Source organism: Bartonella quintana (assembly GCF_009936175.1).
Taxonomy (GTDB): domain Bacteria; phylum Pseudomonadota; class Alphaproteobacteria; order Rhizobiales; family Rhizobiaceae; genus Bartonella; species Bartonella quintana.
In genome coordinates this window covers 1168061-1182500 of the sequence record NZ_AP019773.1, presented here as the reverse complement: position 1 = coordinate 1182500, position 14440 = coordinate 1168061, and the positions used below count along the sequence as shown (strand labels likewise).

General features: G+C 38.6%; 7 protein-coding genes, 3 tRNA genes, 2 rRNA genes and 1 pseudogene (1 of these 13 only partly in view). 9 read left to right on the top strand and 4 right to left on the bottom strand.

Going from position 1 to position 14440, the window contains the following annotated elements:
* From MF1_RS04870 to MF1_RS04845, 8 genes and pseudogenes are all read left to right on the top strand, one after another.
* Window positions 1–1039 (top strand): 23S ribosomal RNA (locus tag MF1_RS04870); it begins 1774 nt to the left of the window's first position.
* 74 nt (window positions 1040–1113) lie between these two features.
* Window positions 1114–1228, top strand: a 5S ribosomal RNA gene (rrf, locus tag MF1_RS04865).
* A 112-nt stretch (window positions 1229–1340) separates the two neighbouring features.
* Window positions 1341–1417, top strand: a tRNA-Met gene (locus MF1_RS04860).
* Window positions 1418–2265: 848 nt separating this feature from the next.
* Complete coding sequence (locus tag MF1_RS04855) at window positions 2266–3351, top strand: YrzE family protein (RefSeq protein WP_161510594.1); 1086 nt, start codon at window positions 2266–2268, stop codon at window positions 3349–3351.
* A gap of 426 nt (window positions 3352–3777) precedes the next feature.
* Window positions 3778–3948 carry a hypothetical protein gene (locus MF1_RS06610; RefSeq protein WP_162532069.1) on the top strand — a complete coding sequence of 57 codons (171 nt, stop codon included), beginning with the start codon at window positions 3778–3780 and terminating at the stop codon, window positions 3946–3948.
* A 278-nt stretch (window positions 3949–4226) separates the two neighbouring features.
* Window positions 4227–5072, top strand: a complete 846-nt coding sequence (pyrF, locus tag MF1_RS04850; RefSeq protein ID WP_014924353.1) for an orotidine-5'-phosphate decarboxylase — start codon at window positions 4227–4229, stop codon at window positions 5070–5072.
* A gap of 269 nt (window positions 5073–5341) precedes the next feature.
* Window positions 5342–5546, top strand: a pseudogene (locus MF1_RS06935) (isocitrate/isopropylmalate dehydrogenase family protein); the annotation flags it as partial.
* A 1600-nt stretch (window positions 5547–7146) separates the two neighbouring features.
* A complete protein-coding gene (locus MF1_RS04845; protein WP_014924352.1) occupies window positions 7147–8106 on the top strand; it encodes an N-acetylmuramoyl-L-alanine amidase in 960 nt (319 codons plus the stop codon).
* Window positions 8107–9086: 980 nt separating this feature from the next.
* Here MF1_RS04845 and MF1_RS04840 read toward each other — a convergent pair.
* Window positions 9087–10292 carry a porin gene (locus MF1_RS04840; protein ID WP_161510593.1) on the bottom strand — a complete coding sequence of 402 codons (1206 nt, stop codon included), beginning with the start codon at window positions 10290–10292 and terminating at the stop codon, window positions 9087–9089.
* 317 nt (window positions 10293–10609) lie between these two features.
* Between MF1_RS04840 and MF1_RS04835 the strand changes: the two genes are divergently transcribed.
* Window positions 10610–10700 (top strand) — tRNA-Ser (locus MF1_RS04835).
* A 1825-nt stretch (window positions 10701–12525) separates the two neighbouring features.
* On the opposite strand, the gene MF1_RS06930 is transcribed toward MF1_RS04835, so the two are convergent.
* From MF1_RS06930 to MF1_RS04820, 3 genes are all read right to left on the bottom strand, one after another.
* Window positions 12526–12702: a hypothetical protein gene (locus tag MF1_RS06930; RefSeq protein WP_240532094.1), complete on the bottom strand. Its 177-nt coding sequence runs from the start codon at window positions 12700–12702 to the stop codon at window positions 12526–12528.
* 888 nt (window positions 12703–13590) lie between these two features.
* Window positions 13591–13675 (bottom strand) — tRNA-Leu (locus MF1_RS04825).
* A gap of 116 nt (window positions 13676–13791) precedes the next feature.
* The gene (locus MF1_RS04820) at window positions 13792–14412 is read right to left on the bottom strand and encodes a 2,3-bisphosphoglycerate-dependent phosphoglycerate mutase (RefSeq protein ID WP_161510592.1); all 621 of its coding nucleotides are present in this window, start codon (window positions 14410–14412) and stop codon (window positions 13792–13794) included.
* Window positions 14413–14440: the final 28 nt, after the last annotated feature.

The window sequence follows — 14440 nt, the reverse complement described above, 5'->3', positions numbered from 1 at the left end:
GGTGCTGGAAGGTTAAGAGGAGATGTGCAAGCATTGAATTGAAGCCCCAGTAAACGGCGGCCGTAACTATAACGGTCCTAAGGTAGCGAAATTCCTTGTCGGGTAAGTTCCGACCTGCACGAATGGCGTAACGACTTCCCCGCTGTCTCCAACGTAGACTCAGTGAAATTGAATTCCCCGTGAAGATGCGGGGTTCCCGCGGTTAGACGGAAAGACCCCGTGCACCTTTACTATAGCTTTACACTGGCATTTGTGTTTGTATGTGTAGGATAGGTGGTAGACTTTGAAGCAGGGGCGCTAGCCTTTGTGGAGTCATCCTTGAAATACCACCCTTACCGATATGGATGTCTAACCGCAGTCCGTTATCCGGATTCGGGACCGTGTATGGTGGGTAGTTTGACTGGGGCGGTCGCCTCCTAAAGAGTAACGGAGGCGCGCGATGGTAGGCTCAGAACGGTCGGAAATCGTTTGTTGAGTGCAATGGCATAAGCCTGCCTGACTGTGAGACTGACAAGTCGAGCAGAGTCGAAAGACGGTCATAGTGATCCGGTGGTCCCGTGTGGAAGGGCCATCGCTCAACGGATAAAAGGTACGCCGGGGATAACAGGCTGATGACCCCCAAGAGTCCATATCGACGGGGTTGTTTGGCACCTCGATGTCGACTCATCGCATCCTGGGGCTGGAGCAGGTCCCAAGGGTATGGCTGTTCGCCATTTAAAGCGGTACGTGAGTTGGGTTCAGAACGTCGTGAGACAGTTCGGTCCCTATCTGCCGTGGGTGTTGGAATATTGACAGGACCTGTCCCTAGTACGAGAGGACCGGGATGGACGTATCTCTGGTGGACCTGTTGTAGCGCCAGCTGCATAGCAGGGTAGCTATATACGGACGAGATAACCGCTGAAAGCATCTAAGCGGGAAACTCACCTGAAAACAAGTATTCCCTGAGAACCGTGGTAGACCACCACGTTGATAGGTCAGGTGTGGAAGTGTGGTAACACATGAAGCTTACTGATACTAATCGTTCGATCGACTTGATCGTTCCCATTTCCTATAAGCATTCATTAAAAATAACATCAAAAACTAGCTTCTCATCCTTTCTATGCTCTTTGCTGACTTGGTGGTTATGGCGGAGCGAACGCACCCGATCCCATCCCGAACTCGGCCGTGAAACGTTCCAGCGCTGATGGTACTTTGCCTTAAGGCACGGGAGAGTAAGTCGCTGCCAGGTCTGCTAAGCGCATAGAGCATCACTCACAAAATCTGAAAATAGAAAAAACACAAAACCAAGAAAACAATTAAGCGTGGACAAAAAATTACGCTTAATTTATTATCCTTCATAACGCGGGGTGGAGCAGCCCGGTAGCTCGTCAGGCTCATAACCTGAAGGCCGCAGGTTCAAATCCTGCCCCCGCAACCAATATAAATAAAAAGATCAGAATTTAGAAAAATTTCTCTTCAATAACCGCTTCCAGAGAAGTTCAGGTAAAAAATCCCCCCTGATCTGTATCAAAGACAAAAGCAAAAAAGCCACAGGCACACAGCTGCCTAAAGCTCCCCAGAATTATCGGTTCGTGCAGGACGAAAAGTAGGGTGTCATTTCTTCCCTTTGATTCTTCAAACAATGGGTGCGATTTAACAGACCGCGAGACTCCTTCAAACTCTCTCTTCTAAAATCATTATCATAGAAATCTTCCTGGCAGAAATTGCTAGAACCTTGCTAAAACAAGGACAAAACCTCACAGGAGCATTTTGGCTCATGTCTTGGTTAATGCTCGACAGAGGAAAAACCACAAATAAGAAAAAACAACGCAATCTATGGCTCGCAAACGCGCTTGCTCACACGCCAGCTCTGCTCAAAAACAAGACAAGCAAGAGAAAATCCATAAGGCTTTGCTGTTCCATAAAAAAAGACCAAAAACATTCCCTCTGTTTCTAAAGCGCCAAAAATCGGCTCTGAAAATCAAATATCTGCTCATAAGCAAAAGCCAATAACTTCAAGGCTTAACGTCGTAATCTGATCTCCACAGCACTGTCAATCCATCATGCACCTATTCAAAGGCTAAGAGCTTCCATGCTCGTTTAAATCAGATCAAGAGATAGCACGCTTGATGGTTTAAGCGGTCAGAACGCTAAACGAGCGTGCCAACGATTGCTCCCTGTTTGTTTTTGGTCTTTCCTTTCCATTTTTGGCGGATATTTGTCCATTTTGGAACATAATTGTTCAAGAGGCATTTTATCTCCATCATCATTCAAGGAGATAAAAACATGGAAACCCGCATTCCTGAAGACACACCCTTCGATACGCATTTTCTAGGAGAAACATCACTAGAGGAGCAGTATCCTCTCTTTTATACACCCATTTCATGGTCAGCAATCTTTGCTGGCCTGGTGACAGCTCTCGCTACCTCAATCTGCTTATCTTTTCTCGTTGCAGCTTTAGGTTTAAGCCAAATGGACTTCTCCTCTTCCTCTCCTTTTGAAGGCTCTTTCCTCTCTGTGGGGATTGGTTCTCTTATCGTTATGCTGATCAGCCTTGCAAGTGGGAGCTTTGTTGCTGGACGTTTTGCAGAAACATCAGGGGCCCTTCATGGCTTTTTAACCTGGGCTCTGTTAACACTTCTGATGGCTCTCCAAGCTTCCCTCTTGGTCTCAAGTGCAGCAAGCTTAAGCGCTAAGATTGTCTCAGAAAGTGGTGCAACACAACAAATCGTGGATAGTCTTAAAACAGATGTCTTTCCCCTTCTTTCAAAATTAAACGGCAAAAATGTTGAAAGTTTTTTGCGTGAGAACACCGAAAATGGGGTCGATTTTGATAAACTCCGCAGCGAGTTGCGCACCCTTCTCAAAAAAAGCGAAATCTCTGCTCTTGATCCTGACCGCTTGAAACAAGCCTATCAGAAAGCGCTCAAAGATGTTGGTTCAGTACTAACGGCTTTCAAAAACGATCCTTCTCACTCTCGCATATATTTGAGAGAGCTAAGACATCGTCTTTCTGACCATATCCAAACCATGACGGCAAAGTTTAATCAGAGCGAGATCATCGACGACCTTATGAAAGGGGGCATGACACGTGCTGAGGCACAAAAAGCAGCCAACCATGCACTGGATGTTTATCAAACAGCAGAGGCAAAAATTGGACAAACAATCAAAGCTTTTGAGCAACAGGCTAATACCTTGTCTGAAAAGCTAAACACAGCAAAAAACAATGCCCATCACGGTGCGGATAAAACTGCTAAAACAGCATCGCACATGGGATGGTGGGGCTTCTTGGGAAGCTTGATTGGTGCCATCCTTTCCAGTGTTTTTGGCTATTATGGTTACAGAAGCCGTAAGAACTCTTTCACGCTTTAATAACTTTCCTTTCATAAACCATGAAACCAATAAAAAGCTGTACAATCGGGTGCAGCTTTTTGTTTGCAAACCTTCTTATGCCTTTGTTGTAGGAAATGATCCTTCATACGCATAAAAGAACTAAGGGCTCTCTCTTCTGCGATCACTTAGCATCCTTGCTCAAAAACCTTGTATGGAGGAGAAATGAAGTCTCCCTGTTCAAGCACCATCTCCACCTTTACCTGCTGTAAACCAAAGACAATCTGTTGGCACGCTAGTTTAGCGTTCTGATTTGCTTAAGCCATCAAGCCTGTTCTCTTTTGAGCGGATTAATCCCATGGCGATATTTTAGCAAGCTTCGAACCAGGAAGCTGATCCTGTTCCTCAAGTAGATTGCCAAAAAATTGCCCAAAGTAATATTGTTTTATATGCGCAAAAGTGGACAATTTGCGCAAGAAATTTTTGAGAAAGTCGCTCAAACTTTATCCAGAAATGGAAGAAGATATTCACAATGTGGATGTGGTCGCTTTCTGGAGGGCAATTAAGCCAGAGAAGTTTGCTGGGATTGTTGCTGAAAGTATTTTGGGGATATGCTCTCTGAGCTTGCTTAAGGAATAAGAAGGTTTGCAAACAATTGGGGTAATGCCAGCTTGCCCTAGTCCAAATGGGGGACGCAATATCCTTATTGTCAGTCTGTTTAAAGAGAAAGAAGATAATCTTTACACAAGGAGGCTGTTTTGTGAAATATAATATGTGATGTTTGTTCTGTTTGCGCTGTGTCATGAAGTTTGAAAGTATTTTTAAATTTTATAAAACATGTTACCTATCACTTTTATAAATGAATTGCTTTTTGATAGTATCGGAAAATTTAAACAGAGATTGTGTTAGGTTGTAGAATGTTTTGTTCAGCTTTTTTAAAAAAGCGTGAAATATATGGACCGCTTTGTATAGGTTTTGATCCTAGTCACCACATTTTACAATCATGGAACTTAAGCTTTGATTATAAAGGATTAAAAGACTTTTGCGATATCCTCTTAGCGGCAGTTGTTGGTCATGTGGGTATCATAAAACCACAAGTCGCATTTTTTGAATTATATGGTGTGGAAGGCCTTCAAGTTCTCAAAGAACTTATTGAAAATGCACACGAACAAGGTTTATTGGTTATCGCTGATGCAAAAAGGGGTGATATTGGCTCTACTGTGGAAGCTTATGGGAAAGCTTGGCTTGGTTCAAGCAGCGCATTTAAAGCTGACGCTATAACAGTCAATGCTTTCCTGGGTTTTGATGCTCTTATACCTCTGATAAAGGTTGCAGAAGAAACAGCAACAGGAGTTTTTGTGGTTGTGCAATCTTCAAATCCAGAAGGCAAGCCCATTAGAAATGCACGTATCGGCAACCAAACACTCTCTGTTCATTTGGCACAGCGTATTTGTGACTATAATAGCCAGTCTTCAGGCAAGCATCAGTCTGTTGGTCCTATCGGTGCGGTCATTGGAGCAACATTAGGAAATGAATCAAAAGATACAATCGAGCAATTAAAAAACAGTCTGTTTTTGGTTCCTGGTGTTGGCGCTCAAGGTGGAACAATAAAACAATTGGCAGATCAATTTCCTCAAAGGCTATGGCAGAATATCATTCCCTCAGTTTCACGATCGATAACAGATGCTGGTCGCAATGTTGTTGATTTAAAAAACATTATTAATAGCTTTGTGGAGCAATCTCAAAGCACTCTCTTGTCTTGAGGTTCTTTTGCTTACGGTATAAAGATGAAAATCTCTTATAAACGAAGGGTGCTTATTCCAAATAAATGCTTTTGGGCTTATCCAAAATTAGCAGTTGCTAGAAGTGAGAATGACTAAAATCAAAAATTACTTGTGGTACTGCTAAAAATTACTGACGCATATTCCACTTAGTGTTTAGATAGGCATAAAAAATGGAGCAGATGATACTTGGGAGGCATTGATTTGATGGAGGGAAAGGAAAACGCAGTCAATTTTGGGAAACGTGTTTAAGTGCAAAAAGTCTTCCGCAGCCTGAGGTTGAGGTTAGTTTATCCCCTTCTTTGGAGATATTAGAAAACCAGAAAGTAAGTCTCGGACATGCTACAATGACTGTACAGATGACAAGCTATGGTGATGATCGTGTTTTTTTCCTATACACAACCGTTTTTAGGTGTGGTCTTACAGGAATATGCAGCTTGGTCAGTTTTAATATGAGGATGAGGCGTGGAAATTCATTGTCAAAAACAATATTGGTGCAAGACTAAACTGTTTGGTCTTGTGATATTTTCTTGTTTCGGGCACTCTTACCTGTTACCTGCGAAAATCGTGCGATCATAGTCCAAAAAGATGAGTGAGTAGATTGAATATGGGAGCTCTGAACCGTTTAAGGACAAAAGCCGTAGGAACACTGCGGGGATAAAAATAGATGGGCATTCGTCTCTGGCTCCTCCTCATTTTTGGTCAATGAATGTAAGGACGCTAACATAGAATTTACTTCCTGATATGGAAAGTGCAAAAATCTCTTAACGGATTATCCTAAAGGCGGCCCGCTTTGCCTGGTAAAAAGCAAAAACTTCTGAATATTACAGAAGGTCCAGATCGATAAAGTTGGGACTGCTTTTGCATTGAGACGGTTCATGAGAGGCATATTTACTCTTTTCTTAAACGATTTTATTCACATGTTGATCCCTCTTGAGATGTACAAGCGAATGTTTTTTCTGATTTTGAATGTGAGGGTTTGAAATGAGAAAATCTTACTCTTTTTAGGGTTCTTAATTTAAGATGCGAAGCAATGCATTATCTTTATAAGTCAATGTGTTATCTAATATAAGACAACGGCTAAACGGTATTAAAAGCGTTTAACCTAGATTGATGTATCTGCTGAATTTATTATAATTATTGATTACATGGTTAAAATTAATTTTACCAGATGAGGAAATGTTTTAATCTGCATGTTTTTATAAGAAAATGCAAGCATTGTCATTCAGGTTTTGTTTAAGATATTGCTGAGATTAGAATGCTTCATTACCTCCTTTTACAACAAATATTTGTATAATTTCAGGTAAAAATCGTCTGCAGTGATGAATTGTATGAGTTGCTTGTATTGAGTGATGAAATCAAAATTACCTTTGAAGATTAATTTTATTTAGAAAAAAATTCTCGGCACCTGGTGATTTAAAGATGAGAAATGTGTCTTTAAGGGATATGACAGGAAGAACTGCTTTATAAAAAAACAAAAAGATATCTTGATTATCTATGTTATGTACAGAAAAAGTTTTCAAGCTTGATTAAAAATACGCCAATGAAAAGGTTTATTGCAAATATGCGTTGTGAACTTTTTCATCAACAAATTGCCACAAAGTTTTCATAAAAATGTTCTCAAATACTTTTATCTTATTGTACGATGGTTAGGCTTCATGCCGTGTGTGCTATGGGTACCTGGATGTGTCTTGCTTAGATTGATACGAGGAATGACTGTTTTGTATGCAAGATGCAAGGGAATATTTGATCAGCAATTTTTCTACGCTCTATTTGTTTTTTGGCGGACAATTTTTGGCATTTGTTTAGAAAATGCGTTATGTGGTAGCGCTTTTGCATGTTCTCAAGATCACTTCGCTCATTCTGAGAAGTGCGTACTGAATTGTTGGTAAGAGCTTTGATGTTTTATGAAAATACCCGATTTCAGTATAAACCTGCAATCCTGGTCTGTCGACGATAAAATGTGTTGTAAGAGTTTTCAAAAATCGTACCTTCCCGTACAGCCTGTTATGATCTGTGGTGGTCCGCGTAAATGTGAAAGAAAGGGAGAATTTCTATGTATCAGATTGATTACAACAGCTATCGTTCTGTCAAGAGCTTTAATCGTCGTATTCGTTTTCTTGTAATGCACTATACTGCCATCAATTTTAAAGAGTCGATTGCGGCCCTTACGGGAATGCAGGTTAGTGCCCACTATCTTGTTCCTGATCCTTTAGAGCAGACGTATATCGAGGCGGGATTTAAGGATATGCGTATCTTTAATCTGGTTGATGAAAATGAGCGTGCTTGGCATGCTGGTGTGAGTTCATGGGCTGGGCGTAATAATCTGAATGATACATCTATTGGTATTGAAATCGTTAATTTAGCGACTAGTCACTCTGATTGTTCAGAGGAGACGGATGCAGAAGTGGCTTTAAAGGATGTGCGTTTTTCAAATCCAATTCATGAAAGTGGGGGGGCATTGCAGGCTAATATTGGTTCATTAGCTAAGGGTAATAACATGGGTGATACAGCTCTTCCCTATCACGCAGTTAATTTAGTGCCTTGTAATAATGAGGTATTTACATTTCCTCCTTATAATCCCACGCAAATTGATGCAGTTAAAGAACTTGCATTGAATGTTCTTCAACGGTATCCTGATATTATGCCAACCGATGTTGTGGGTCATAGTGATATTGCCATTGGAAGAAAGAGTGATCCAGGTGCAGCTTTTCCATGGAAAGAACTTTATGTAGCAGGCATAGGGGCATGGTATGATGATGAATTAAAGGAGCATTATCAGAGGCAGTTTTGTGAAAGTTTTCCAAGCAAAGCAGATATTGTGACCAAATTGAGATGTTACGGATATGATACTTCAGCTGCAGGAAGCGAAATTGGGTACAATGAGTTAATTCGGGCATTTCAGCTTCATTTTCGTCAAGAAAATTATGATGGAATTCTAGATGTTGAAACAGCAGCGATTATCTATGCATTGGTAGATAAGTATTTTCCCTCGAATGAATTTAACGTGACTTGATTTAAATACATGTTCATTGCCACAATGACCATTTTCTTTTGTTAAGACTATTTTTTGGTTCTCTGCCGGTAAGGTTTGTGTGAGAGAAAGAAGATCATTTATGCTGTAAGAATAAAGTTACATGTGTAAGAATGAATGGGAAAAGGAGAAAAAAGGCTACGTGGTTCGTAGAGGGAGCCTTTAAAATCTCGTTTTTTCCGTCTATGTAGCATGTAACTTTTCCATCATTTTTAAAAAGAAACTTAAAGTCAAGACATGATGCGTAATACAAAAGAACAGAGTACTTTAAGAGTTGCATAGAAAAAGGGGTATGATAATTTATATTCATAATATTGGAGGATAAACGTACGGATTATTAGCACTGTGCAAGAAAAATTTAGTGATATGCCAAGAGTAATTCTGGAAAAGGAGGCGTGTTATGAATGCCTTCATACTCATAATATTTGATGCAAAGGGTGAGGCAAAGTTCAACAATAGTTGAAATAAGCAAACAAGCAAGAGATATACACTGCCAAGAAACAGAAATGCAATGTTTTCAAAACTTTAAAAATATACATTACTCGTGCTTTTGAGTGAATGTTTTTATGTACAAAAAAGTTATTAAAACTTACAAAGAATTCCATTATTTATTTTAACATTTTCATTTTTACTGATAAACATTTTTATGATTTATTTTTACCACACTTTAGATTGATATATTCAAACTTGTTTCCGAGGACATTTGCACAATTTTTATAATAAATTTTTTGATGATCAAAATCTGCGTTATTTGAAACAAGTGTTCAAAGCTTATCAAATATGCTTATCAGCACTCATCTGATTCATTTCTTTGGAGTGTTTTTGCAAAGTAAGCAGTTTTTTTATCAAAGATAGCTGCAGATAAATTTGATGTAATATTGTTGTGACCCTCATAGATGGCTTTAAAAAGAAAAACTGGCAACATGGATCGCCAGTTTTTTTTAAAAGTCTCATCAAAAGGATTAAAATGAACGCTGGAAGCGGATCATACCTTGCAAGGCACTTTTTCCATTCAAAGCATGACTATATATTGTATTATTGTCCACGCCTCTGAAAGTGCGATTATCTTTCCAAGAGATATAAGTCAATTCAGGTGTAATTATGAAGCCTGGAATCGGCGTGTATGCAATATTTACAGAAGTTGCAAAGGTCTTGGCAGCACTATAAGAAACTTGAGCGTTCAAATTTACTTTTTGATTGAGTTTATAAGTTGTACCAGCCCAAGCAGCCCATTTGCTGCCCCAGTTTGCGTAAATCGTTGTATTTTGTCGTGATAGTGTATTGTCTTCGTCTGCTGTGTAGTAATCAACGTTATTTTTATAACCACCCATTACCCATAGGTTTACACGATCATTGATATTAAAATCTAAACGTGCTTTACCAGCCCATTTTTTGTAGTAAGCATCATATGCAGCAACTGTTGAAAAGCCACCCCATTGTTGCATAAATTTTACACCAAAAACCAGATTGGGAGTGTAATTTTTTATCCCTTTACTTGGAAGGCTATCGTTAGAAACGTTAGCAATTTTACCATCTTTATCGATGTAATAGTATTTAATGTCTTTAGTATCGGGACCTGTGGCATTGCCTAATTCAGCTCCAATGATAGCCGAGAATCCAGTATCACCACTAAAGGTATAAGAAATAAAATTGGTGCGTATATTGCCTGCTGGTGCTATGCTGTCATCATTGATAACATTTCCATAACCTCCAGTCCAACTGTTAAAAATTGTATCGTCAAGACCTATACGAAAACCACCAAGTTCAATGTAGGCAGCCGCGAGTTTTGCACCATCTTTGTCTTTACCATTACTCCAGCTTGAGAAGATCCGTGCATATGAACGAAGTGTTCCCATTTCTGTTTCAGAAGCAGCTTGGAAAACTAGGGTTAGCCGTGATGATGCGCCATAGGTTTTCTTTTTATTAGTTAATTGGCTATTGGTTGTTGCATCGATATTATCACCACCTAGAAAATCAGCACGGATATTTCCTGAAACACGGATACAGGTTTCTGTGCCAGGGATATAAAAATATCCTTTGCCATATGCATCGCAAACGCGAACATATTTCACAGGTTCTGGTTCTGCAACCGCTTTTGAAGCTGCTTGTGTTTCAGAAATTGCTAAAAAAGCTACTGTAGAGCTTAAAAAGATGGACTTAACGTTCATAATCGATCTCCAGTGAAAAGATAATTTATCCCTCTTAGGGAACATTATTTACTCAACTCATTACAGACAGGAAAGAGTGAAATACATGATACTTATGATTCTAGCCATACTGTTCTTTTTTAAATATACAAATACCAAATTGTCTTTTTAAAGGATATTTATACTACTATTCAGGGAAATGTGATGAAAAAATCATAATTTTTCATTTGTTAATTTTTTATCTGATTGGATCAATGAAAAAGAAAAATCTCAGATATTTTTAAAAAAAATCGAAAATGACTTGAACTTTATGTTGAGACCGTTTATTCACCGCCCTTGGAGAGGTGGCCGAGTGGTCGAAGGCGCTCCCCTGCTAAGGGAGTAGGGCTCAAAAGGCTCTCGAGAGTTCGAATCTCTTCCTCTCCGCCATTTTCAGTAAAAAAATAACTTGTATAAAAGTTCGGGAATTTTGATTTCTTTAGGTTATTTTTCTATCTATCCCTAACTTTTTTGAAATTTTTTTGATTGCTCCTATTGTTAGTCGTTTTTATCAACTGTTTGGGTATAAAACAATACCCTGCTGTCTTTGATGCAGCCAAAGAGTGTTTTCATTTGCGAAACCGTAGCGCCTGCATAGCAGCACGTTTTTCTGCTAGTTTAGAAAAATTGGCAGAAAAACATCTGTTTTAAATTGGCTCTTTTCTGTTTTAAGTGAATGATATGATCTGTTACATCTTTCCAGCTGCTTCAAACAGCAGCATCATAATGCAAGCTCATGTACAAAAGAACGTTAATCCAAACATTTTCATAAATCCATGATTCCATTATTGATAATATTTCTTTATGTCTTTTCTTGTCTCAATGGGACACTCTGTTTCTTGAGAGATATTCTTTTTACATTCTAAGGTTGAATTGTATTCTAACCAATTCCTACAATACCGCTTATAATGCTACTGAAAGAATTTATCTGGTGATAGAAATGTGCATAATGCAAAAAGCGATTCTGTTTATTGCCTAGAGAATGATAAATCCATCCACGATGGCGTTCACAATGAGGAAAGTTCTCATTTGCATAGAGAATTTGTGCAATAAGCAATAATTAAGTATCGTTATATTGGGTGGTTTGAAGGCATAGAAGATAAAACTTTCCTATCATAAAGACGCTAGCCATAAAAGAGTATTTACGCCGATATCTGTCAGACAGAATAGCACAGAGAAAATCAAGAAGCAGGATGGTGAATGAAAAGGCGATTTGAAGCAAGAGCCAATTTTTCCAGGCTAATTCTATAGACATTAAAAAAAAATTGCATAGTAAATAAACACCAATCAGCATCTGTACTGCACATATAAGCTCCATAAGTGAGAGCGAGAGTGCGTGGTTTGTTCATTGTTATGTTCTACAGACTTTACAGCGAGGATTCTTTTTTAAAGAACGCTATTCCATGAAAAGTTTGCTACTTTATATACCCACATGGCGGTCAGTGAAAAGCAGATTGCCATAACCACCTAAAAATTTAAGGGCATCATTGGCAGACATGGACGCTGAAAGAGTGTTCACAGGAGGAAATGTTGCAACTTTGAAGTTATTTATTGATAGCAGCTCAGGCTTCGTAAATGAAATGATCGCTTTTTTAGAGAGATATCCTACGGATGTGCTGCATGCATAGCCTAGTTTGCCTAGGGATATAAAAGGAACTGAAGACAGCGATATCATTGACATGGCCGGAATTTATATAGGCTTGTTTATTTTTTACACACCATTTGTTTATCCATGGTATCAGCAGCTGCTTAGGTGAATCCGCAGAAATGATTCACAAATCGGCTTTGAGCAATTTGTTGTATCTTCTTTGGTAGTAACCGACATTTTGTAATTCACTCATTTCACTTTCACTGTTTCTCCGTATCAATTTACGCCGAAGAATGGTTGTTTTAAGTAGCTCCTACATCTTGTTCAGTAAAAAGGATTGGTATGGTAAGGTTTGTCATCTCGATTACATCATTGTAGACCAAGAATTAATTTCCCTATGCCAGAGGATGCGAGTATCGCTGACAAATGATTACCAATTCCGCCACATCCTAAAATGACTACTACTTTTTTGTGAAAGGGTATGCTGAACGGCTTCAGGCTCCATACCATAACTTTGATAATGGAGATGACTTCTGAAATATCGATCATTGAGGATATTGTCCTATGTTTCGGTTAAAACAAGAAAGTGATTAGAAAAAAAGTCAAACGCATAGTTAAAGTCTTCTTTTAGCATAGTTGACGGTAGCGATTATAAGCTTCTTCTAGCGCCTTTTTCTCGATCCACTGTGCTGCGATAAGGACCAAAGTCTCCCAATGTATTCGATCATTGATAATAAACTGCTTTACGCCCGCATCAAAAATCACATCATTTTTACGAATGAGAACACGGGTGTATTTTCCCAAAATATATTGCTATTCCATTGTTCTTCTACACTGACTGATCAAATCAACTTTTCCCTGAAAAGCAATTTCAGGGAAAAGAATTCTTCATTATCAGTTAAAACCTATATGATCCATAACACCCCTCACAGTCTCTATGTTTTCGCTATTTGCTACGTCTGTGACAGAAGAGAAAGCCTATGGCAAAAATAATACTGGAAATGCACTTTTATGATGTAAAGTGAATATTTTTATAAAAAAAATTCATGAAGACAATTTTAGAACAAAGAAAATATTCTACGTTAAAGATTATTTTTTGTATTAAAAGAATCAGTGAAATTTGTTTTTGGTAGGCTTATCTTCTATGGTGCTTAGTTGGTTAACTCTCATAAAATTCAAATGATGTGCCCCGGAAGTATTCACTGGATCGTTTTGATATTTCTCTCATATTGGAGATATCGATTTGCTGTCGAATTTTGCCATTAAGTTTTATTTGCGTGGGTGACGAATTTAACGTGTTTAAAGCACATCTCTTGCAGGATAAATTTTGAACAGTAGTTTTCTTATTGTTTAAGATGCAACTCTATTGGATTAAACAATGATTGCCAGAAAGTTAAATTGCTTCTTACGATTTTGTTAAAATGGCATACATTTTCAAAGAGATCCAAGGCATGTTTGTTTTGAGTCGTAAGGCTTGTGATGTGCTACAAGAGAGTTTCAAAAGTTTTGATTTTTTAAAGTGCAAACACTTTGGATGTTTAGAGTGGCTAAAAAAAATAGCTCGAAAAGCAGTCTTGATTTAAAATAGACTATAAAGGTATGTTAGAAAATTCTATTCCTGAGCCTTTATTTACGCATCTCTCACCTTAAGAAAGATATATAAAATCAATAAGTTATACATAAAAAAGAACATGGTGCCCAAAAGAGGACTCGAACCTCCACGCCTTACGGCACAGGTACCTGAAACCTGCGCGTCTACCAATTCCGCCATCTGGGCTTAAAATTCAATTGATCTAAGCTTGAGAAGCAGCTCTGTCAATAAAATTATAGAATTTATTCTTCAGCTTAAAACTATTGGATTGAACTCCTTGTGTCCACTACGTTTTTAGAAATTTAGGGTGTGATAATGGTCTTTGATGAAATTGTTGAATCGGAATTAAATGTATAAATAAGAGGAATGCCAGTTGTTAATTCTTGAGATATAATTTCTTCACTATTTAGACCTTCAAGTGCCATAATAAGAGCACGAAGAGAATTACCATGTGCTGCAATCAAAACAGTTTGAGAACGCAAAATATGAGGTTGAATATGGTAAAGATAGTAGGGCCAAACACGTGCACCAGTATCGCGTAGGCTTTCTCCATTAGGGGGCGCAACAGCGTAGGAGCGACGCCATATTTGCACTTGTTGTTCTCCCCATTGTTGACGTACTTCATCTTTATTTAGCCCAGAGAGATCACCATAATCACGTTCATTCAATGCCGAGTTTTTTATCAATGGCAAATCTGATTGTCCCATTTGTTTTAAAATGTGCTGAGCTGTTTTTTGTGCACGCTGTAAGGCAGATGTATAAGCAATATCAAATTTTAAACCAGCTGCTTTGAGATTTTTTCCTGCTGTTATTGCTTCTGCATGGCCTTTTTCTGTCAAACCGGGGTCTTTCCAACCGGTAAAAAGATTTTTGATATTCCATTCACTTTGTCCATGACGGATTAATACAAGTGTGCGTCCCATTATGAATTTCCTAGATTACATTGATTGT